The sequence below is a fragment of the Undibacterium sp. SXout7W genome (assembly GCF_049339385.1).
GTDB lineage: Bacteria > Pseudomonadota > Gammaproteobacteria > Burkholderiales > Burkholderiaceae_D > Undibacterium.
This window is the reverse complement of sequence record NZ_JBMPPF010000008.1, coordinates 164,267-184,489: the sequence shown is the minus strand read 5'-3', so window position 1 is coordinate 184,489 and position 20,223 is coordinate 164,267. Positions and strand designations below refer to the sequence as shown.

The 20,223-nt window shown below is 48.7% G+C and carries 34 protein-coding genes; 33 read left to right on the top strand and 1 reads right to left on the bottom strand.

What is annotated here, in order from left to right; translation table 11 throughout:
- Window positions 1-37 precede the first annotated feature (37 nt).
- The 14 genes from ACO0LB_RS10140 (at window position 38) to ACO0LB_RS10075 (ending at window position 7,129) form a co-directional block, all read left to right on the top strand.
- Window positions 38-286 carry a hypothetical protein gene (locus ACO0LB_RS10140; RefSeq protein ID WP_423048975.1) on the top strand — a complete coding sequence of 83 codons (249 nt, stop codon included), beginning with the start codon at window positions 38-40 and terminating at the stop codon, window positions 284-286.
- Between the two features lie 49 nt (window positions 287-335).
- Entirely contained in the window at window positions 336-524 is a 189-nt protein-coding gene (locus tag ACO0LB_RS10135; protein ID WP_423048974.1) for a hypothetical protein, read from the top strand.
- A 193-nt stretch (window positions 525-717) separates the two neighbouring features.
- Window positions 718-1,179: a DUF1367 family protein gene (locus ACO0LB_RS10130; protein ID WP_423048973.1), complete on the top strand. Its 462-nt coding sequence runs from the start codon at window positions 718-720 to the stop codon at window positions 1,177-1,179.
- Complete coding sequence (locus ACO0LB_RS10125) at window positions 1,176-1,817, top strand: recombination protein NinG (RefSeq protein WP_423048972.1); 642 nt, start codon at window positions 1,176-1,178, stop codon at window positions 1,815-1,817. Before ACO0LB_RS10130 ends, ACO0LB_RS10125 begins: the two co-directional genes overlap by 4 nt.
- Window positions 1,818-1,865: 48 nt before the next feature.
- Window positions 1,866-2,318, top strand: a complete 453-nt coding sequence (locus tag ACO0LB_RS10120; RefSeq protein ID WP_423048971.1) for a hypothetical protein — start codon at window positions 1,866-1,868, stop codon at window positions 2,316-2,318.
- Window positions 2,315-2,482 carry a hypothetical protein gene (locus ACO0LB_RS10115; protein ID WP_423048970.1) on the top strand — a complete coding sequence of 56 codons (168 nt, stop codon included), beginning with the start codon at window positions 2,315-2,317 and terminating at the stop codon, window positions 2,480-2,482. The genes ACO0LB_RS10120 and ACO0LB_RS10115 overlap by 4 nt, the downstream gene beginning before the upstream one ends.
- Window positions 2,479-3,213, top strand: a complete 735-nt coding sequence (locus tag ACO0LB_RS10110; protein ID WP_423048969.1) for a phage antirepressor KilAC domain-containing protein — start codon at window positions 2,479-2,481, stop codon at window positions 3,211-3,213. The genes ACO0LB_RS10115 and ACO0LB_RS10110 overlap by 4 nt, the downstream gene beginning before the upstream one ends.
- A complete protein-coding gene (locus tag ACO0LB_RS10105) occupies window positions 3,210-3,701 on the top strand; it encodes a class I SAM-dependent methyltransferase (protein ID WP_423048968.1) in 492 nt (163 codons plus the stop codon). The genes ACO0LB_RS10110 and ACO0LB_RS10105 overlap by 4 nt, the downstream gene beginning before the upstream one ends.
- Window positions 3,698-4,084: an HNH endonuclease signature motif containing protein gene (locus tag ACO0LB_RS10100; RefSeq protein ID WP_423048967.1), complete on the top strand. Its 387-nt coding sequence runs from the start codon at window positions 3,698-3,700 to the stop codon at window positions 4,082-4,084. Before ACO0LB_RS10105 ends, ACO0LB_RS10100 begins: the two co-directional genes overlap by 4 nt.
- Window positions 4,081-4,935, top strand: coding sequence for a YdaU family protein (locus ACO0LB_RS10095; RefSeq protein ID WP_423048966.1), 855 nt, complete (start codon window positions 4,081-4,083; stop codon window positions 4,933-4,935). Before ACO0LB_RS10100 ends, ACO0LB_RS10095 begins: the two co-directional genes overlap by 4 nt.
- Window positions 4,932-5,576 (top strand): DUF6475 domain-containing protein, encoded by a 645-nt coding sequence (locus tag ACO0LB_RS10090; protein ID WP_423048965.1) that lies wholly within the window; start codon window positions 4,932-4,934, stop codon window positions 5,574-5,576. The genes ACO0LB_RS10095 and ACO0LB_RS10090 overlap by 4 nt, the downstream gene beginning before the upstream one ends.
- 178 nt (window positions 5,577-5,754) lie before the next feature.
- A complete protein-coding gene (locus tag ACO0LB_RS10085) occupies window positions 5,755-6,240 on the top strand; it encodes a hypothetical protein (protein WP_423048964.1) in 486 nt (161 codons plus the stop codon).
- Window positions 6,237-6,839 (top strand): DNA-binding protein, encoded by a 603-nt coding sequence (locus ACO0LB_RS10080; protein WP_423048963.1) that lies wholly within the window; start codon window positions 6,237-6,239, stop codon window positions 6,837-6,839. Before ACO0LB_RS10085 ends, ACO0LB_RS10080 begins: the two co-directional genes overlap by 4 nt.
- Window positions 6,840-6,934: 95 nt before the next feature.
- Entirely contained in the window at window positions 6,935-7,129 is a 195-nt protein-coding gene (locus ACO0LB_RS10075) for a hypothetical protein (RefSeq protein ID WP_423048962.1), read from the top strand.
- Here ACO0LB_RS10075 and ACO0LB_RS10070 read toward each other — a convergent pair whose 3' ends face one another.
- Complete coding sequence (locus ACO0LB_RS10070) at window positions 7,130-7,276, bottom strand: hypothetical protein (protein WP_423048961.1); 147 nt, start codon at window positions 7,274-7,276, stop codon at window positions 7,130-7,132.
- Window positions 7,277-7,289: 13 nt separating this feature from the next.
- Here ACO0LB_RS10070 and ACO0LB_RS10065 point away from each other — a divergent pair, with 13 nt between their 5' ends.
- The 19 genes from ACO0LB_RS10065 (at window position 7,290) to ACO0LB_RS09975 (ending at window position 20,193) form a co-directional block, all read left to right on the top strand.
- Entirely contained in the window at window positions 7,290-7,724 is a 435-nt protein-coding gene (locus ACO0LB_RS10065) for a crAss001_48 related protein (RefSeq protein ID WP_423048960.1), read from the top strand.
- A gap of 143 nt (window positions 7,725-7,867) precedes the next feature.
- Window positions 7,868-8,050 carry a hypothetical protein gene (locus ACO0LB_RS10060; RefSeq protein ID WP_423048959.1) on the top strand — a complete coding sequence of 61 codons (183 nt, stop codon included), beginning with the start codon at window positions 7,868-7,870 and terminating at the stop codon, window positions 8,048-8,050.
- A 27-nt stretch (window positions 8,051-8,077) separates the two neighbouring features.
- On the top strand, window positions 8,078-8,443 hold the full coding sequence (locus ACO0LB_RS10055) for a Gp49 family protein (protein WP_423048958.1): 366 nt from the start codon (window positions 8,078-8,080) through the stop codon (window positions 8,441-8,443).
- 159 nt (window positions 8,444-8,602) lie between these two features.
- On the top strand, window positions 8,603-8,839 hold the full coding sequence (locus ACO0LB_RS10050; RefSeq protein WP_423048957.1) for a hypothetical protein: 237 nt from the start codon (window positions 8,603-8,605) through the stop codon (window positions 8,837-8,839).
- A 115-nt stretch (window positions 8,840-8,954) separates the two neighbouring features.
- A complete protein-coding gene (locus tag ACO0LB_RS10045) occupies window positions 8,955-9,539 on the top strand; it encodes an HGGxSTG domain-containing protein (RefSeq protein WP_423048956.1) in 585 nt (194 codons plus the stop codon).
- A complete protein-coding gene (locus ACO0LB_RS10040; RefSeq protein WP_423048955.1) occupies window positions 9,514-10,824 on the top strand; it encodes a hypothetical protein in 1,311 nt (436 codons plus the stop codon). Before ACO0LB_RS10045 ends, ACO0LB_RS10040 begins: the two co-directional genes overlap by 26 nt.
- A complete protein-coding gene (locus ACO0LB_RS10035; protein WP_423048954.1) occupies window positions 10,824-12,266 on the top strand; it encodes a DUF4055 domain-containing protein in 1,443 nt (480 codons plus the stop codon). The genes ACO0LB_RS10040 and ACO0LB_RS10035 overlap by 1 nt, the downstream gene beginning before the upstream one ends.
- A complete protein-coding gene (locus ACO0LB_RS10030; RefSeq protein WP_423048953.1) occupies window positions 12,266-13,321 on the top strand; it encodes a phage minor head protein in 1,056 nt (351 codons plus the stop codon). Before ACO0LB_RS10035 ends, ACO0LB_RS10030 begins: the two co-directional genes overlap by 1 nt.
- 97 nt (window positions 13,322-13,418) lie before the next feature.
- The gene (locus tag ACO0LB_RS10025; protein ID WP_423048952.1) at window positions 13,419-14,198 is read left to right on the top strand and encodes a hypothetical protein; all 780 of its coding nucleotides are present in this window, start codon (window positions 13,419-13,421) and stop codon (window positions 14,196-14,198) included.
- 65 nt (window positions 14,199-14,263) lie between these two features.
- Window positions 14,264-15,433 carry a P22 phage major capsid protein family protein gene (locus ACO0LB_RS10020; RefSeq protein ID WP_423048951.1) on the top strand — a complete coding sequence of 390 codons (1,170 nt, stop codon included), beginning with the start codon at window positions 14,264-14,266 and terminating at the stop codon, window positions 15,431-15,433.
- A gap of 54 nt (window positions 15,434-15,487) precedes the next feature.
- Entirely contained in the window at window positions 15,488-15,715 is a 228-nt protein-coding gene (locus ACO0LB_RS10015) for a HeH/LEM domain-containing protein (RefSeq protein WP_423048950.1), read from the top strand.
- Between the two features lie 17 nt (window positions 15,716-15,732).
- The gene (locus tag ACO0LB_RS10010) at window positions 15,733-16,257 is read left to right on the top strand and encodes a DnaT-like ssDNA-binding protein (protein ID WP_423048949.1); all 525 of its coding nucleotides are present in this window, start codon (window positions 15,733-15,735) and stop codon (window positions 16,255-16,257) included.
- Complete coding sequence (locus ACO0LB_RS10005; RefSeq protein ID WP_423048948.1) at window positions 16,254-16,613, top strand: hypothetical protein; 360 nt, start codon at window positions 16,254-16,256, stop codon at window positions 16,611-16,613. Before ACO0LB_RS10010 ends, ACO0LB_RS10005 begins: the two co-directional genes overlap by 4 nt.
- The gene (locus ACO0LB_RS10000; RefSeq protein WP_423048947.1) at window positions 16,613-17,107 is read left to right on the top strand and encodes a hypothetical protein; all 495 of its coding nucleotides are present in this window, start codon (window positions 16,613-16,615) and stop codon (window positions 17,105-17,107) included. The genes ACO0LB_RS10005 and ACO0LB_RS10000 overlap by 1 nt, the downstream gene beginning before the upstream one ends.
- A complete protein-coding gene (locus ACO0LB_RS09995) occupies window positions 17,104-17,511 on the top strand; it encodes a phage tail terminator-like protein (protein ID WP_423048946.1) in 408 nt (135 codons plus the stop codon). Before ACO0LB_RS10000 ends, ACO0LB_RS09995 begins: the two co-directional genes overlap by 4 nt.
- Before the next feature lie 92 nt (window positions 17,512-17,603).
- On the top strand, window positions 17,604-18,821 hold the full coding sequence (locus ACO0LB_RS09990; protein WP_423048945.1) for a phage tail tube protein: 1,218 nt from the start codon (window positions 17,604-17,606) through the stop codon (window positions 18,819-18,821).
- Between the two features lie 76 nt (window positions 18,822-18,897).
- Window positions 18,898-19,329, top strand: a complete 432-nt coding sequence (locus tag ACO0LB_RS09985) for a hypothetical protein (RefSeq protein ID WP_423048944.1) — start codon at window positions 18,898-18,900, stop codon at window positions 19,327-19,329.
- Between the two features lie 11 nt (window positions 19,330-19,340).
- Entirely contained in the window at window positions 19,341-19,724 is a 384-nt protein-coding gene (locus tag ACO0LB_RS09980; RefSeq protein WP_423048943.1) for a phage tail assembly chaperone, read from the top strand.
- Window positions 19,725-19,833: 109 nt separating this feature from the next.
- The gene (locus ACO0LB_RS09975; protein WP_423048942.1) at window positions 19,834-20,193 is read left to right on the top strand and encodes a zinc-ribbon domain-containing protein; all 360 of its coding nucleotides are present in this window, start codon (window positions 19,834-19,836) and stop codon (window positions 20,191-20,193) included.
- Window positions 20,194-20,223 lie beyond the last annotated feature (30 nt).

Sequence of the window (20,223 nt, the reverse complement as noted above, 5' to 3'; positions counted from 1 at the left end):
TTAACCAATCGAAACACCGCATTAAATGGAGAACTAGATGAACACCAGTACACGCAATTTCCCAATCACGATGTTGTTAAACGAAGAAGAATTTAACGACTTCAAAAGCACTTGCAAACAAGCTGACGTAAAGCACTCGGCGCAACTGAGAACGCTGTCACTTGCTTGGATGTATCGACAAAAGAATGGTAGCCGCCAGAAGCGCCGAACGGAATACACAGGACGTACACAGAATGTGTCTATTCCAGCAAAAGGTGGCAAAGGTATTTTCCATGTCCGGCTTTGATCGTGTGAAAAGGAGAGCGCAATGAGAAATCTAAAGAAGAAAGGGCGCAATGAGCAACGATTTACAAACTGCGCGATTGGTGGCACTGACGATGAAAAGATATGACGCACATATAGAAGTTCTGGGCACAAAGGGCGATGCCATTAAAAATAGTATCGCCCGCTCACGACTAAAAGTGGCTGAAAACAATCTCAATCAAGCATGTGAGACAGTCAAGAAAAAGGGGGCTCCAACATGACATATCTGTCCCCAGCCGCTATCGATAATATTCATATAGCCAATCAAAAAGCGTCTGTCGTTACTCAATCGACAGCGCGCAGATTTTGCCGTGGACCACATTGTAGAAACGGAAAATGGCGATCCATCAACCAATTCTTTAATACATCTGGCGTACCAGTGCATCAGTTTTGCAAATTGTGCAGGTGCGGAAAATGACTGACATCGTTCTCACAAAAACAGCAAATGGCGCATTAGTCGCGATTGACCCGCAAGCGGTTGAATTTATCGCAAAGTTGAAATTGGGCGCGGCGGTGACTGCATCAGTCAAGAAGCACAACAACCCTGCATTTCATCGCAAGATGTTTGCATTGTTTAATTTGGCTTATGAAGCATGGGAGCCAGTGAGCAAAGAATATAAGGGGGAAATCGTCCAGAAAAATTTTGATCAATTTCGAAAGGATTTGACGATTCTGGCGGGATATTCCGACACTGTAATCAATTTCAAGGGTGATGTGCGCGTCATTGCGAAGAGTCTGAACTTCAGTGCAATGAGCCAAGATGAGCGCGAAAAGCTGTATAGCGCGGTGATTGATGTTGTCCTGGCACGCATATTAACTAACTACACTCGTGACGATCTTGATGCCGTAGTGGATTCTGTGTTGAGGCTTGCATGACTCTCAAGCGCACTCCATTCAAAAGAGTTACCAAAGCCCCAAAATGCAAAGTTTGTAGGGTTGAATTTGCCCGTAAATTACCTGGGCAAAAAGTCTGCGGGCAACATTGTGCGATGGCGCTCGCAGTTTCTACACGTGAGAAAGAAGCGCGAATTGAAGCCAAACGTTTTGCCGCAGCCGAACGTGCAGATCATATTAAGCGCCGGGACGCTCTGAAATCACTTAAAGAGTGGATTGCAGAAGCGCAAGTTGTTTTCAATCGCTACATCCGCGCGCGCGATAACGGCTTGCCTTGCATCTGCTGCGGACAGCTCCCAAAGTCAGATTCGATTATGGGTGGCTCATGGGATGCGGGCCATTACCGAAGCCGTGGAAGTGCAGGGCATCTTCGGTTTAATGAGGACAACTGCCATGCGCAACTCAAGCAATGCAATCGTTATGGCGCTGGTAGGGCTGTCGACTATCGCATTGGACTGATTGCACGCATCGGTCTGGAGCGTGTTGAAGCGCTGGAATCAAACAATGCAGTTCACAAATGGACTATCGCTGAATTGCAGCGAATCAAGTTCTTATATCAACAAAAACTCAAAGCATTAAAAGCAAAAAGCCCAACTGTTACAGCAGTTGAGCTTCTTTAATCACGACTGAAAGGACAGAAAGTGATATCCCCGATTTTAACAGACAAATTGCAATCAGCAATTAAACATGCACTGAATAATTCAGACAGACGTTTATTAAATCGTATTGAACTTGAATTAATCCGTGAGCTTGGTATTCGACCCACTACGGGTTGCAAAAGAACCGCCTATGCCATTGGTCAGCACGGAAGGCAATTATTGGTGCTCTGGCGTGATGCAGATGCTCTTGACTGCAAAGAATGTGATGGTACCGGTATTTTGTATGCGGAAGGCAGATCCAGAACTTACGAGATGGAATGCCCGAATTGTGGCGGAGAGGGAATTGATGAAAATTCCGAGGCTGATCCTGATGCCATTGTCATTACTGATATCGACGGACAGATAGTGAGTGATATCGCTGTTGAAGATTTCCCGTGGGATGACTACGCATATTTCGACCCACTCAAAAATTATGAAAAGCAACAAATCAATGTATCTAAAACTACGGAGTCAACAACATGACTCGCCGCAAAGTACTCACAAAAGACCAAGTGAAACAAATCCGCTCAGAGCATTCAAATAAGCGTGGGTATGGCTACAAGTCACTGTCTGAAAAATACGGTGTCGGTTTGTCGACGATTCGCGATGTGGTGAAGTATTACACGTATGCGGGGGTGTATCCATGACATACGCAATCACGCAAATTATCAATGGCGAACCGATGACAACGACGCTGACTATCGCAAGTCAGACAATGAATGATCATGCCAGCGTCATTAAGCTTGCCCGCACCTATCAATCTGACCTTTCGGAGTTTGGCTTGGTCGGATTTGAAATCCAGCCAAGATTGTCTGGTCAGCACGGTGGCGGCGATGCTGAATATGCCTGCTTGAATGAACAGCAAGCGACATTGTTGCTCACGTACATGCGCAATAGTGAAATCGTCCGTAACTTCAAAAAAGCGCTGGTAAAGGCTTTTTATGAAATGCGGAAGCAGGTTTCTCCTCCGTCCGCCATTCCTACAAGTTTCTCTGCTGCGTTGCGCTTGGCCGCTGAACAGCAAGAAACCATTGAACAACAAAATGCAAAACTCGAAGCTGCAGCTCCAGCCGTTGAATTCGTTGAAAAGTACGTCGACTCCACAGGCCTGAAGTCTTTCCGGCAGGTATGCAAGCTGCTGAACGTCAAAGAAAACGACTTCCGCGCCTTTCTAATGGCTCGCAACATCATGTACCGGCTGGGTGGTGAGTGGGTTCCGTATTCACACCATATTGACGCTGGCCGCTTCGTTGTGAAGGCCGGTACCGCCGATTCAGGCCATGCATTCAATAGCGCGAAATTCACAAGCAAAGGTATCGAATGGGTCGCGGGTGAATTCGCAAAGTTTCAGGTTCATGAGTGCGAGGCAACAGCATGAATCTGAATATACATCCCAAACCGGTGCTTGACGCCTGCTGTGGCAGTCGCATGTCTTGGTTTGATAAAGCAAATCAATTAACGCTCTTCGGTGATATCCGCACAGAAACACATACTTTATGTGACGGAAGAACTCTCAATGTTGAGCCTGATATTCAAATGGATTTTAGAGATATGCCGTTTGATGACGGCTTATTCAAATTAGTAGTCTTTGATCCTCCTCACCTTATTAATGCTGGAAAGCGCAGTTGGCTCGCCCTCAAATATGGCGTTCTTGGTGAGCATTGGAAGGATGATTTGAGAGCTGGATTCTCTGAATGCTTTCGTGTTCTTGCAGATGATGGAATCTTGATATTCAAATGGAATGAAATTCAAATTAGCACAAACGAAGTCCTTAAATTGACTGATCAGACGCCATTGTTTGGACATAAATCAGGAAAACGCTCAGGCACGCACTGGATTACGTTCATGAAGCAAGGGAGTCTATGATGGCCAGAATACGATCTATCAAGCCGGAGTTTCCTCAGTCTGAATCAATGGGGGCCGTATCGCGTGATTCGCGTGGGCATTTCAAAAAACGATCTATACCGGCAAAGATCCGGCGTGATTTAGCGCAGAAGCACGGATGTTCCCCTGGTTCATCTGTTAAGACTCCCTGCGCTTATTGCGGGTTTGTTGGTGAGATTCATTGGACTGTTCAGCCAACTGATAGGGGGCCTGGCTGGGTTTCTTTCATTGGATTGGAAATGGATCATGTCATCGCCGAACTATCGAACGGTGATGCAACAATTGAGAACATTGTGTTGGCATGCCTTCCGTGCAATCGATCAAAAGGAGCAAAGTCTCTTGCGCAATGGAAGGGTAGGGCATGAATTACTACAGCCACCACATTGGCGATTTCAATAACGCCACCAGGCATCTGACACGCGTAGAGCGCAGCATCTACCGTGACATGCTCGATATGTACTATGACACCGAGCAGCCTTTGACTCTTGATTTCAACACATTGTGCAGAAAGTTACTTGCCCGTTCCAACGAAGAGTCAACAGCTGTTGAACAGGTGTTGAACGAGTTTTTCATCAAAACAGAGTCTGGATGGTTCCATTCTCGTTGCGATGAAGAAATTGCAGAATATTTGGAGACCAATACCGCTAAATCGAAGGCCGGCAAGGCGAGTGCTGCAAAAAGAGCCGAAGAGAAGGAAAGAAGGCTTGCTGAACTCAACAAAACGTCAACAGAGAATCAACAGCATTCAACAGATGTTGAACATGTGTTGGATTATGTTGGTAGCTCTGTTCAACGAACCAATAACCAAGAACCAATAACCAATAACCAAGAACCAAATAAACCAAACACCACGCCTCCGGCGGCCGCTGTCGCTCCAAAATTTGATTTTGCGAAATCGTTGACCGAGCTTGGCGCAGATCCCAAAGCTGTTGCCGATTGGATGAAGGTTCGGAAAACCAAGAAGGCCGATAACACCGAGACTGCGCTTGCTGGCTTCTTGCGTGAGGCGCAGATAGCCGGGCTTACGGTTGCCGATGCTGTGCTCCTGTGTGCCGAGAAGAGTTGGCGTGGTCTGGATGCGACTTGGGTTAAGCCGAAAGTTTCGACTCAGGAACCCAGAGCAGGGCAGCAACTCGGTAAGCACGGCCAAGCGACTGCGGAAAATGCCCGCCTTTGGCTTGAAAGTCAAAAGAAACTGGAAGGGGTGCAAGCATGAATGCAAACGATCAGGGACGTTTTGTCACGATCCTCACCGGAGTGGCCGACTACTACGAAAGAACGCTGCCAGCGTCCGTTATCTCGCTTTACTGGGCAGGATTGCGGGCATATGACCTTGCCGCAGTTGAAAAAGCCATGTGGGAACACACGCAGAGTCCGGATGAGTCAGGGCGTTGGATGCCGAAAATTGCCGACATCAAGCAAAAACTGGAAGGAAGAACGCAGGATCAGGCGTCAATAGCCTGGGCGAAGGTCGATTCCGGAGTTCGCAAGGTTGGCACGTACCGCGACGTTGTTTTTGATGATGGAATGATCCACCGCGTTTTAGCGGACATGGGTGGATGGATTGCTCTTGGCAGAAAAACTGAAGTTGAATGGCCGTTCATCGCAAAGGAATTTGAAAACCGGTACCGAGGCTATCGGCTACGTTCCGAGGCGCCCGATTTCCCGCCAGTGCTGATCGGCATATCCAATGCTCAGAATGAGCACCAAGGCTTCCAGAAGCAGGAGCCAGTTTTGATTGGAGACGCGGAAAAAGCAAAGCAAGTCATGCTGCTAGGCACCACCAAGCCGCTAATAGCCATGCAGTTACTGAGCGCCGCCGCCAATTCCCAAGAGCAAATGCGGAGGATTGCTTGAAATGCGCTCATTGTCACCACTTCGACATCAGTTCGCACCCTGGTCACCGCGCAGTAAGTCTCGGTCTGTGCACTGGATTTCCAAAGCTACGCGCCAGATTTGTGACTCTGAAAGCGGATAAGGACTGCGAAAAATTCAAGCAAGAAACAGAAGAAATTATTCAGAAACGCAGAGAAATTTGGAAAAGAAAATGAAGAAACGCAATAAAAAATATCAGCCGAAAACTGTTGTGCAGAATCCGTTGAATTTCTTTCTGGGTGGGCTGAAACGAATTGATGCAGAACATCTTACCAATCTGAACGTCAAAAATCATGCGGCGATGTTCAAAATGACGACGGGGATAGGTGAGCGCACCGATTGGGATTTACTCGTTGGCGCTTCAAACATGTCTGTTGTCATCTGCGAGCTGCATTTCGATAATCAGTATCACGAAATGCTTATCACAGGAAGAGACGCATTACATGCGATTGGCAAGCGTTATTTGACCAAACAAAAATTCATTATGACTGGCGATGAAATGCAGTCACTGAACAATATGCTTGAAGTACATGAAGCTCAATTAAATGCACTTCGCATCATAGATGTTGAGCGAGCATACGATGAGGTACAGCGACGCTTGCGCCATCATATCAACACAAAGAAAGTAATGGAGGTTACAGTATGAAAAGAGACTTGCCACAATCTGTAGCTCAAGAAGAAGCACTGTTCTCCAGTGCGCATGCAGCGCTGACATTTGCGCTCAATTTCTCCGGCCAGCAATTCGGAAAATCAGCGGTCGCTGCATTGGCGGCACCAGCAGGCGGCGGATCCGGTAAAGGTCTTGGCGGATTGGATGGTGCAGCACAGGCTGGAATGATTCGCCAGGAGCTAAAGAGCTGCGGACCGCTGGTTGAGGCATTGCTGATCGCGCGCGTGGCGCCGCGTTCGAAGGATTGCCACTGCACGCATGCCTGCTGCTCTGGAAAGATTCCAAACGATGAATATACCGGCGCGATCGCACTGCTATGTCGCGAGGCAATGCCGTTTGTTGCTGGTTCGCTCAGTCACTACGCGCTGCGCCGTGGAGTCATAGCTCGCTATTTCGGCGAGAAGGTCAAAGTGGGCGAACTGGCTGATCTGTGCGGCGTGACCGAGAAAACGGTATTCAACCACAACGAGAAAATCATAAGATGGCTGAAAGGAGAAAATCGGGACAGCCCAGGCGCAGAGGCACGAGCGTGGGTGACTTTTGAGGAGACTTTGAGCCGCTCTGGGATGGTATGAATCGCAGTGCTGGTATTAGGCCCATTTATCCTGTTGCTCTTATTTTGCTAATGCTGTAAGTTGCTAATTCCATAATTTAAAATATAGGAGAGGTTATGATTGATAGTAAGCATATGCACGGAATACCAGGAATCGTACTGGACGCAGTAAGAAAAGTCGTTCAGGAAATGAAAATTGACAAAGATGAATTTTATGAAAAAATTCAAACTTCAATTATTAGTCACGGTAGTGGTGCTGGAACTACACAAAAGACTGAGGCGGTAGAATTGGCAAGAGCGATTTTCCAATAATCAAATTTTCATAAAAACTTGTTGACAGAAAAAAATCGGTAATTTATGCTGTTTTTTGATAGACGTGATTATTGCGTCTAAAGCCCGCAAGCAGAAATGTTCGCGGGCTTTTTTACTTTCTGCCTCCGGTTTCGGGAGCTTTTTCATTTAAGGCTCCTGAATGCAAACTTACATCGGCACCAAGATCATCAATGCCAAGCCCATGACCCGCGGCGATTACAACCAGTTGCGCGACTGGACAGTCCCCGCTGACGAGAATCCTAATGATGAAGGCTTTCTTGTTGAATACCTCGATGGCGGCAAAGCGAACGTAGAAGGTTTTAAAGGCTATGTGAGCTGGAGTCCGAAGCCTGTATTTGAGCAAGCGTATGTCTGCGTGGGGAGTGTTGAAGGCCTCCAGCCTCATCAGCAACGTGTTGCCGCTGAATATTCTCAGTTGTGGGATCGGGTAGCAAAGCTGAACAGTTTTATCCTGACTTCGCCGCATTTCCCAGCATTGCCGGAGGCTGAGCAGGCGCGCTTGGAGCGTCAGCGGCAATGCATGAGTGATTACGCCGCAGTGCTGCTGGAGCGCATCTCGGCGTTTTCTCAATAATTTCACACACTCTGAAGGTCGGGCTTAGCACGGAGTTGGCAAGCGATGGTATTCCTCCCCGGATGCCCGATATAGGTGCTTACAGACGCGTAGGTCGTTGACTCACGAAACGAGTCGCCTTTTCTTTTTGAAAGTGAGAAAAAATGTTTTCACTCATTTCTGGGCTCACAAAAGCAGCGGTATCAGTCGCATTATCGCCAGTAGCCCTCGCTGTTGACATTGTTACGCTTCCAGCCAGTTCTGAGCATCCGACAAAAGGCGCGTTCGACAACACTGCAGCATTGCTGAAAAACGCAGGTAAGCATGTATCGGAAGCGGTTAAGTAATCTAACAATTAAAGAAAGCGATCAACTATGAACGATCAGCAAATTGAATCAGAAATTCAAGCAAAAGGACTGACTGCGCCGCGTGTTACGCCCGCAGATATTGAGGCGAACATCAAAAGTGATCATTACTTTACTGCTGAGCAGGGTGCAGCTATGGCAACTGCTGATGCGAACGGAGATGCGGCGCACTCGCAGCCGCTAGAGCTTGGTTTGTTGACCTTCTGCGTTCTGATTCTGAAAAATGGCTTCACAGTCACAGGTGAAAGCGCATGTGCATCGCCTGAAAATTTCGATGCTGAGCTCGGCCGTAAGATCGCCCGCCAGAACGCAGTACAGAAAATATGGCCGCTGATGGGCTATGCACTGAAGCAAAAGCTGCGCGAACAAGCGTAATACCCCACTGTTACTAGTAGCGCACTGTCATTCAGTTGGCAGGTAGCAGACAGTGGGGTGAAGTTATTAAATCGGCCTGAAGATAAGCAGGACGCGGGAGTCCATCACCCGCTGCGAGAAGTCCCCCGCCTAGTGCGGGGTTTTCTTTTTGGAGTGTTTATGTTTCTAATTATTGATGAGACGGACGCCAAAGAAATAGGAATGACGCACCACGGGCGCATGTATGGCGTTCCTGTTTGGACGGTTGATACTCCCGGGGATATTTGGTGCGTTCCGAAGGTATGGGCTGCGCGCCACTATTTCACCGTCTGCGAGTTGCTGTTTGACGCAGCACATTTTCTTTTCCCATTTGCTGATTTCTCTACTCCATATGAATTGGGTGAGCGGATTAAGTAATGGCATTAGGCCTGCCCACTTATAAAAGACCATGATCGGGAACCGCTTAACGCGGGCGAGTGGGCAAACTTAATGATAGACAAAAATCAATTAACCCCATGAAAGCGGTCAAATTATGGCTCTCTGCGGCGCAAAGAACCGCAGCGGGGAACCATGTAAGAAACACGCATTGATTGGTTCCAAGCGCTGCAAATTACATGGTGGCGCGAGTAAAGGGCCACCCAAAGGTAGTGCAAACGCGATCAAGCATGGGTTTTACTCTGATGCATTGCAGGCTGACGAGTTGGAGCTTTACCAGCGCGCCGAGGTTGGCTCTCTGGATGATGAGATCAGGCTCGCGAAAGTGAAGCTGTTCCGCTACGTTAAGGCTTCCGGAAGCACAACCATGAGTGAAATGGTCGACGGTGCGCTGGAAGTCATTGCAAAGCAGGGCACGGACATGCGCGACATTCCGTATGACAAGCGTGAGTTAAAGGCTGCGGCACCGAACTATGCCGAGCTAATCATTAAGACGCTGGACCTTATTCGTAAGCTTGAGCAAGCTCGCATCGAAATGGAATTGAAGCGTCTCACGATTCTGAAGGTGGAGCTTTCCGAAGGTGCTGGCAATAAGCCAGGCGCTTCCAGCGATGGAATCCCAGCTGTACCCGAATACGTTTTAAGGCCGGATGAAGATGTCCCAGAACAACCAATCCTCTGAGCAGCCTGTGGAGCTGACGCCAAAGCAGGCGAACATCTTTGTTTGGGGCTGGCAGAAGAACTCCCGCTTTAGGGATGCTGTTTGCGGCCGTCGCTTTGGTAAGACCTTCCTCGGTAAGGCCGAAATGCGCCGGGCTGTCCGACTTGCTGCCGAATGGGGAGTGAGCATTGAGGATGAAATTTGGTACGGAGCTCCAACGTTCAAGCAGGCAAAGCGCGTATTCTGGCGCCGCTTGAAGCAGGCAATCCCTCCCAGCTGGCGTGCTGGTAAGCCGAATGAATCAGAGTGCTACATCACAACAAAGGCCGGACACGTTGTCCGCATAGTTGGCCTTGATACATACGATAACCTGCGCGGTTCTGGATTGTTCTTCGTTCTGGTCGATGAATGGGCTGATTGCCCCTATGAAGCATGGGATGAAGTTCTGCGTCCGATGCTTTCAACCTGCAAATATGACGTAAGGGGAGAGCGTCGCGTCGGCGGTCATGCGCTGCGAATTGGGACGCCGAAGGGATTTAATCACTGCTATGACACATACCTTGATGGACAGGGAAAAGAGCCAGACCATAAAAGCTGGCTGTACACATCTGTGGATGGTGGGAATATCCCAGCCGAAGAGATCGAAGCCGCTCGTCGACGGATGGACCCGCGCACGTTCCGTCAGGAATATCTTGCCAGCTTCGAAAACTATCAAGGCGTTATTTATTACTGCTTCGATAGAAGAAAGAATCATACAGACGACACGGTTAAGCCTGGCGATACGCTACATATCGGCATGGACTTTAACGTCAGCAAAATGGCAGCGGTTGTTTTTGTTATTCGTGACGATTTGCCGAGGGCTGTTGATGAGTTCGCGGAAGTATTCGATACCCCGGCAATGATTGAGAAGATAAAGACTCGGTTTGGTGGGCATGTGATTTCGGCGTATCCAGACGCTTCTGGACAAAACAGGAAGTCAAGCAATGCAAGCGAATCTGACTTATCGCTGCTGAGAAAAGCAGGATTTCAGGTAATCGTCGATTCGTCAAACCCATCAGTAAAAGACCGAATCAACAGCATGAATGCTGTGCTATGCAACGCATACGAAGAACGCAGATTGTTGGTGAATGCCAATAAGTGTCCCACGTACACGCTTTGCTTGGAGCGCCAAGTCTACGACGATAAGGGTGAACCAGATAAAAAAGGTGGATTCGATCATATGAATGATGCAGGCGGTTATTTCATAGCTAAACGATATCCAATCCAAAGCAAACAGCTTCAAAAAGTACAAATTGGCGGGTCCTAATGAGCGTATCTACAAAACACAGCGACTATCTGAAGTATCAGAAGAAGTGGGAGCGATGCAGAGATGCATCAGCAGGGCAGGATGCCGTCCATGAAAAAGGCGTTAAGTACCTTCCTCGTCTGAAAGAGCAGTCTCAGGACGATTACGACGCATACAGGGATCGCGCTGTTTTCTACAACGCCACATGGCGCACGATCACCGGACTGCAAGGCATGATGTTCCGCAAACCGCCAAAAATTGAAGCTAGTGAGACTATCAAAGAACTATTTAAAGATATAACAGCAACTGGGATCAATCTGCAAACATTCGCTCTGGACGTGGCGGAAAACGCGTTGATGGTTGGACGACATTGCGTGTTTGTGGACTATCCGAAGTCTAATGCGAAGACGCTGGCAGATCAGAAAAACCTCGCATTGCGTCCAAATCTGGTGAGTTACAAAGCAGAACAATTCATCAACTGGCGAACTGAACGAGTCGATAATGCTACGGTCCTATCACTGGCTGTGCTTGAAGAAAAGGCGGAGGAAGTCGATAGCGTGGACCGCTTCACCGTGACTGAAAAGATGCAGTACCGTGTTCTTGAACTGGTCAACGGCATCTATAACGTCAGCGTCTATGAGAAGGATAAAGACGATAAGGATGTGCTGATCGAAGGGCCATACCAGCCGCAAATGAATGGCAAGCCGATGAATTTCATCCCGTTTTTCTGTATTGGTGTGGATGATACGGACACGGAAATTGACGAGCCGCCACTGATTGACTTGGTGGATATGAATCTCGCTCATTACAGAACGACTGCCGATTATGAGCATGGTTGCCATTTCACAGGGTTGCCTACTCCGGTGGTAACCGGTTACACGCCTGAAACGGCTGGCGAAAAGTTGTACATCGGAAGTCAGGCTGCATGGGTATTCCCAAGTCCGGACGCTGATGCGAAGTATTTAGAGTTCTCTGGCGGCGGACTCACGTTCTTGGAAAATAATCTCAAGAACAAAGAAAACATGATGGCGGTGCTGGGCGCACGTATGCTGGAGCAGACAAAACGCGGCGTCGAAAGTGCTGAAGTCGCGGCAATTCACCGGTCCGGCGAGCAGTCAGTGCTGGCAAGTATTGCGCAGACGATTTCTATCGGGTTGGAATCTGCGCTTGAAGTGCTCGCGCAGTGGGCGGGATCAGAAGAAGACATTGAGTTCGAGTTGAACCGTGACTTCCATCCGATGCCGCTCGATGCAAATATGCTCAATGCATTGGTCAACTCTTGGCAGCGTGGCGCGATTAGCTATCCGAGCTTGTTCGCTAAGCTGAAAATGGGTGAGGTCATTGACGCAGACGTGACGGTCGAAGAAGAGCAGGCCAAGCTCTCCACACAGGAACCAGTATTAACTGGCGGTGCCGGTGGACGCTCTGCTGATCCTATTACCGCTGATACTGGCGGTGAATAATGGGGGCGATAGATGCTGCCATCTGGGCGGCATACATTGCCCAGGCGCTTGACCTGCTCAGGTTCGAGGCAGGTATCAGGGTAAAGGTACTGAAACTGCTGGCCGACATGCAGCGCGAGCTGGTTGCAGAGTTGTCTCAGTACGATCTGACTGACTTTGGGAAGGCTCGCGCCAATGCGCTTTTGCGTGATTCAGCGGAAATCATCAAGGCCTACTACAAGGACATTGACTCGATGATGGCTGGAAAGCTGTTTGGCATGGCTGACGTCGTGATTCATCACACAAAGCAGACCGTCATCAGCGCGCTGAACGTCAATATTAAATATGGGCTTCCTCCTGAGAATTACCTGAAGAAGCTCGTCAGCGATGTTCTGATTCAAGGTGCGCCGAGTGCCAAATGGTGGGAACGGCAAAGCGGTGATACTGCATTCCGGTTTGCGAATGAAGTTCGGCAGGGCTTGGCTCAAGGGCAGACAACGCAGCAGATTGTGTCGCGCATTGTTGGCCGAGATGGCGATCCGGGAATTATGGATATCGCCAGGCGTAACGCTAATTCACTGGTAATCACCTCAGCGCAAACGGTAGCGGCCGCAGCGAGACGTGAAACATATCAACGCAACAGTGACGTAATCAAAGGCATTCGTCAGGTTTCAACTCTCGACAGCCACACGACAGCTATTTGCATGGCGTATGACGGTGCTGAGTATGACTTGAACGACGAGCCGATCAACGGAACGACCCTGCCATATAACGGCGGGGTGCCTCGGCACTGGGGCTGCAGATCGACTGAGGTGCCAATCACCAAGACATTTAAGGAGCTTGGCATCGATATGCCAGAGCCAGACGGCAGCACCCGCGCGAGTACCGACGGTCAGGTCAGCGGCAAGATGAAGTTTGAGGATTTCCTTAAAACCAAGTCGGCTCAATGGCAGGACGAGAAGCTGGGCAAAGGTAAGGCTGAACTCTGGCGCGCTGGGAAAATGTCATTGACTCAATTATTGGATCAGTCAGGTAACCCGTTGACGCTCAAGCATCTTCGAGAACTATACCATTAACAATAAACAAGTGTTTCAACACAAGCCCGGGCTAAGTCCGGGCTTTTTCATTTCTGCGGTCAGGCCGCTATTTTTAACTTTCCCAAGGGGATAAACGATGTTCATTCGCAAATTGATGGGTCACGCAGGCATTTACATGAATCAAGCTGGCGACGATGGTAGTTCAAATGGTGGCGGTAGTTCCGGTGGCGCAGCAATCACACCTGAAGTTCAGGCAATGATTGATGCTGCTGTCAATAACGCAGTCACTGGGCTGAAATCAAAGAATCAGGAGTTGCTAGGCACCCTGAAATCTCAGAAAGAAAACCTTGCTCGGTTCGATGGAATTGATCCTGAAGCCGTGCGGGGCATCCTTTCCAAGTTCGCCAACGATGAAGAAGCGGGGCTGATCGCTGCGGGGAAAATCGACGAAGTTCTGAATAAACGTACCGAACGCATGAAGGCTGGCTTTGAAAAAGAAACCCAGACCGAGCGCCAGGCACGTGAAGCAGCTGAAGCGCGCGCAAACAAGTTCTCTCAGCGGGTTCTGGAGAATGCGATCCGTGCGCAAGCAGGTGATGCAGGTATTCATCCGCATGCCGTGGAAGACGCGCTGTTCCGCGCAAAAGGCACTTTCACACTGGATGAGGATGGCAATGCTGTCGCGACAGAAGGTGCTTTCGGCAAGGATGGTAAGCCGCTGACACTCAAAGAGTGGTTCGGCGACATGAAGGAAAAGGCACCGCACTGGTTCCCTGCAACGGGCTCAGGAAGTGGTGCACAGCAAACAAAAGGCGGTAGTTCTGGCGGCAAGACAATTACCCGCGCTCAATTTGACGCGCTGTCTCCGGTAGAGCGATCTAAGGCAGTGCGAGAGAAAACCTTAATCACTGACTGATCATCCCGCCACTCAAAACATGACCCGCTTCGGCGGGTTTTTTCATTTCTGAAAGGTGAAAAACAATGGGTGCATTAACTCTGACTGGTCTGATCCCTACGATTTACGAATCTATGGATTTGATCTCGCGTGAAAAAATTGGCTTTATTCCTGCTGTTTCGCAAGATTTCAGCGCAGAACGAGCCGCCCTCGGCCAATTAATCTCTTCTCCTGTTGTGGGCGCCATGGCGGCAGAAGACCTCTTGTCCGGGGCTTATCCAGCAGATACGCCAAACCAGTCAATTGGTAAGGTCGATATGACCATCTCCAAGTCCCGCTCTGTTCCATTTGGGATTACCGGCGAAGAGACAAAGGGCTTGCAGTCTGCTGGTACGCTGCAAAACATCAACCGTGATCGTATCGCACAGGCTTTGCGAACTCTCACGAATGAGGTCGAGGCCGATCTCTTTCAAGAAATTTGCCGTTCCGCTTCACGGGCAACCGGAACTTCTGGAACGACTCCGTTCGGCATTCCAGGCGACTTCTCCGACTTCGCTACCAGCAATGAAATTCTTGACGAAAATGGCAGCCCTGACTCGGATCGCCATATGGTGCTCGGCTCAGCTGCCGTCCGAAACATTCGCGGTAAGCAGTCTGTATTGTTCAAGGCGAATGAAGCCGGGACAGAAGACCTCCTGCGCCGTGGTGTTATCGGTCAGGTTGAAAGCTTCGACATCCATCAGTCTGCCGCAATCAAAGGAACGATCGCTGCCGGTTCCGGTGCTTCAGCAACAACGAATGCTGCTGGCTACCCGATGGGCGCCACAGTAATCACATTGGCGTCGGCTGGTACCGGAACTGTTATCTCTGGCGATTTGGTCAGCTTTGCAGGTGACCCTCGTAAATATCTGGTCGTGTCCGGTGATGCGGATGTGTCCAACGGCGGAGCGCTGACACTTGCAGAGCCAGGACTGATGCAAGCAATACCTGCCGCAGCAACCGCAATCACTGTGATGCCGGTCGCTGCGCGCAACGTGTTCTTCCATCGCTCAGCGATTCAGTTAGCCACTCGCGCACCGGCAATGCCTGAAGGTGGCGATTGTGCTGATGATGTGATGTTGGTGACTGATCCAGTTTCGAACATCACGTATGAATTTGCCCTGTATCGCCAAAAACGCCAGGTTCGCTATGAGGTGAATCTTTCTTGGGGCAAAAAACTCATTGCCCCTCGTCATACCGGTATTTTGCTGGGCTAATCCTCAACACACAAAGGAGGGCTTCGGCTCTCCTTTTTCATTTCAGGTGCATACATGGAAACAGTAAAAGTGAAGGCGTGGGCCGCATCACAGGGCGATTTTGTGCTGATCAACAAGGATGAGTTTGATCAGGATAAGCATGAATTGTTTGATGACGCCGGTGCGAAAAAGGCCGATCTGAATGTCAATCAGCTGAAAGAAGAGCTGACTGCAAAAGGTATTGAAATTCCGGAAGGCGCGAAAAAGGCCGATCTGGTTTCGCTGCTCGAACAATACAAGTAACAGATAAAAGGTGACGCATGGGTTTAGTAATCGAAGATGGCAGTATCGTCGCCGGTGCCGAGGCTTACATTGATGTGGCCTATGCGGACACCTATCACGTAAACCGTGGCAACGATGCCTGGATCACGCTGACAGTGCCGCAGAAAGAAGCTGCTATAAGGCGTGCGACTGATTACATGGGCGAGGCTTACCGACTGAAATGGGCTGGTAAGCGGGTTGGCATTACGCAGGCATTGGACTGGCCGCGGCTGACGGTGCCACGCAAAGACGCGATAGGCTTTCAGTACTCGACGCAGGTTTATTACGACCACAAGTCTATCCCTGAAGAAGTGAAGAAGGTATCTGCTGAGCTGGCTCTTCGTGCCATTGCAGGTGATCTAGCGCCAGACCTAAAGCAGGGTGTGCGTAGCAAGAAAATCGGACCGATGGAAACGACCTATGACACATCCAGCCCGCAGTCGAAACGCTACCGTGCAGTCGATATGATGCTGTCGGTGTTCTTTTCTGGCGGTGGCGCAACAATGGGGCTTTGCCGTGTATGAACTTCTACGAAGAAGCTGCGAGTGATGCGGATGAATTGCTTGCCGAGTTTGGTCAGAGGGTGACGATTAAGCGCATCACCTCTGGCGACTATGACCCGGCGACAAGTGCAGCATCGATAGCGACGACACTACAAATGGGGACTGCGGTAATACTTGACTTTGGAATCAAGGACATTGACGGCACTCTTATCAAAACTGGTGACAAGCGCATGCTGCTTTCTGCTATCGGGATAACTCCGCCGCAGGTCGATGACATCGTGATGTTTGGCGCATCAACATGCCAGATTAAGAACACGAACCCTCTTGATCCAGCTGGCATCATCGTTTTCTATGACGTTCATTTACGAGGTGTCTAATGAGCAATTTTGCACTTGATATTCGTAAGTTTGCCGAAAATTCAAAAGTGAAAACTGATGCAGTGGTAAAAAAAGTGTTGCTTGATGTAACAAAACAAGTTGTTCAGATGTCCCCAGTTGGTGACGGTACTTTATGGAAAACGCCTCCGCCTCCTGGATATATTGGAGGCCGATTCCGTGGAAATTGGCAATTTGGAATTAGTGCTGTGCCATCTGGAGAGCTTGATAATCTCGATAATGTTGGCGATGGTAGCAAAACCTATGAAGGGATTTTCGCTTCCATACCTGACAAAGCAGCAGGAAATATCTATTACTTAGCTAACAATTTGCCATATGCGCAGAGACTGGAAAATGGATGGTCAAGTCAGGCGCCGGTAGGCATGGTCGCTTTGACGGTAGTGAAATGGAATTCGATTGTTGATCAGGCGGTGAACGGCACTTATGACAGATCGTCTCCTGGCCTGGCTGCAGGGTTTAAGGCATATAAAGTATGAGCATCATAAAGATCAGAGCTGCGCTTGAAACGGCACTAGCAGCAATTGACCCAACGTTTGCAACCGCATATGAGAATTCCCCCTATACACCGGTGAATAACACGCCATACCAGCGTGTTTATCTAATGCTGGCCACTCCGGATAATCCAACCATGGGCGGCAGCTTCTTTCGTGAGGTTGGGATCTTCCAGATAAATCTTTTTTACCCGTTGCAAGGAGGTACTGCTGCGACTGCCGCAAGGGTGGATGCTATACGCACTGCGTTTAAACGTGGGAATTCATTCATCAAGGATGATCATATCATCACCATAGATAGAACCCCAGAAGTGCCGCAGGGCATAGTCGATATTGATCGATGGATGCAGCCGATAAAAATTCGATTTTATTCAAACATGATGTCGTAGCACAAAAAGTTCACTACCAAAAGCCAGCTAATTGCTGGCTTTTTTCATTTGTACCCGCCTTGCGCGGGTTTTTCTTTTTTGGAAGGGCTAATATGCCAAATATCGCACAAGGTATTAATAAGAAAGTCGCATTTAAACGTCAGACAGGCGTTGGGGTACAAGCATCAACAAGTGCGGCCCAGTATTTACGCAGAAAACAATCTATTTTCACATTAAAGCGTGATACGTATAACACGCAAGATGAAATCGCGAGTCATCAACAATTAATTTCTGAACGCCTTGGCGCTCAGATGGTGGATGGCAAGTTAAGTGGGCTCTTATCGCCTGGTACATATTCGGATTGGCTGTCAGCATTATTGCGTCGTGACTTCACTGCGGGAGCATCTGCAACAGCAGTATCCATTACGGTAGCGGGAACTGGCCCTTATACTTTGACACGCGCTGCCGGTTCTTACCTGGCTGATGGCTTCAAGATCGGCGACGTGATTCGCCTGTCGGTTGGCAGCTTGAATGCCGCTAACATTAATAAGAACTTCCTTATTACTGGGCTGACGGCACTTGTTGCCACTGGCATTCCGCTGAATGGCGTATCGCTAGTTGCTGAAGGACCGATCACTGGTTGTACCGTAACCACGCAGGGTAAAAAAACATTTACCCCGGCAGCAGGTCAAACAAATATCTATTACACGGTAGAAGAATTCAACACTGATATCTCGACATCTGAAGTTTCAACAGATGTGAAAGTCGGTCAAGTTGCACTCAAATTGCCTGGTACAGGGAATGCAGAGGTTGATTTCACACTGGTTGGTTTGAATCAGACGTCTGGTGCTGTACAGTATTTCACGTCACCCACTGTCGAGACAACATCGAATGTGCTTTCTACTGCAACGGGCGCATTGATCTTGAATGGTGTTCAAAACACGATTGTGACCAGCATTGACTTGACAATCAATGGTCAAGAAACTCCCATGGATGGCGTTGTCGGATCAAATTCACGTCCTGATATTTACCGGAAAAAATTGCTTGTTTCAGGTTCGTTCTCTGCGATGCTTTCCGACTCAACGATTGATACTCTGTTCAGAAATGAAACTGAGACAACATTGGTCGTCGCATTAACAGCTGATCGCACCAGCAATGCCGATTTCATTTCCATCGTTTTGCCGAGACTGAAAGTTAAATCTTCGACGACTGATGATGGAGAAAAGGGGATTGTGGGTACTTATGAATTTACTGCGCTTTATAACTTTTCCGGTGGCGCTGGTACTAACTCTGAACAAACAACGATGTCAGTGCAGGACACGTTAGCGTAATTCAGCCTTCGGGCTGTGTCTTTGCCCCGCCTAAACAGCGGGGTTTTTTTATATCTAAAAATCAAAAGGTAATTCTATGACACAAGCAAATTCTTTCGTTGATATCGACGCACTGACTGGCAATGATCTGGCGGTCGCAGATGTTCCCTTCGTATTTGATGAAGATGGCAACCCAATCGCCGGGGTGAAAATAGTCAGCAAAAACTCGAATCAGTATCAAGAGGCGCAACGCGCTATTGAAATGCTGGCGGTTAAACGTGCAGTAATCAAAAAGCAGCAAATTGATGTAAAAACAGATGAAGGTGCGGCTCAATACGTAGATATCGGCAAAGTAAATCAGATCAAACTTGCCAGTGCCGTTGTTGTGAGCATGTACGGCTTCAAGGCAGGCGGTCAGGATGCAACTCCTTCACCTGAGCTACTGAATAAGATTTTCACAAGCAAGCCAACCTGGTTAACCCAAGTATCGCTCAAGCTGGAGTCTGATTCTGGTTTTTTGCCGGCTTAATTGAGCAGCTATTGCGATTTGCTGAAGCTGAGTTCTTCCTGTCTGCACCTAAAAAAGATGGGAAGCCTTTGCGATGGCATCTACAGATAGTCCATAACGCTATCGGACAATTTGGCGAATCGCAAGCTCAGCACATACCGGAGGAGTATCACGAGGCGTGGGATATGTTCGTCAACTCGCCTCAGATTCCTCTTGAGTTGGAATATCTCTGGAAGGGTTTTCTTGAATTGCACAATGCCAGAGGCGCTGGTATGGCACCTGAGTCTCTTTCGTACTCTGATGTAGATGCATGGGCGAGACTAAACCGAATAACGTTACAGAAATTTGAACTCTCTACCATCTTTGCACTTGATCGCGTGTATTTCAAGTCGATGGAAAAGACGAGTAAGAAGTAAATAACCCCTGCATTTGCGTGGTTTTTCAGTCTACGCCTATGTCCGCCGAGTGCGGGTTTTTTATTGCCAATCGTGTATTATTCCAAAGGTCGATAACTTTGGGGGCTGTATGGCACTGATAAATTGTAGTGAATGCAATGCAGAGGTGAGCGACAAGGCGGCTGCCTGTCCAAAATGCGGCAATCCGATTTCAAAAATCCCTGTGGTTACAGAAAAATCCACGCCATGGGTACTTTATACGCTTGGAGGTATTGGCATTTTGTTTGTCTCATTTGTGATAGTCGGTTCAATCGGAAATGCTGCAATGAACTCGCCAGAAAACCTTGCAAAACGCAAGCAGCGGTGCACTGAGGCAATGATGTCAGGGATTGGCAAGTCTGATATGTACAAGTATTCTCAGGAATACCGAGATAATGTCAAAGATGCCTGCGAAGGCATGGAAATAAACGGCGTAAAGGTAGTGCCGTAGGTTTACAGAATTTTCCAATTGAACCCGCCG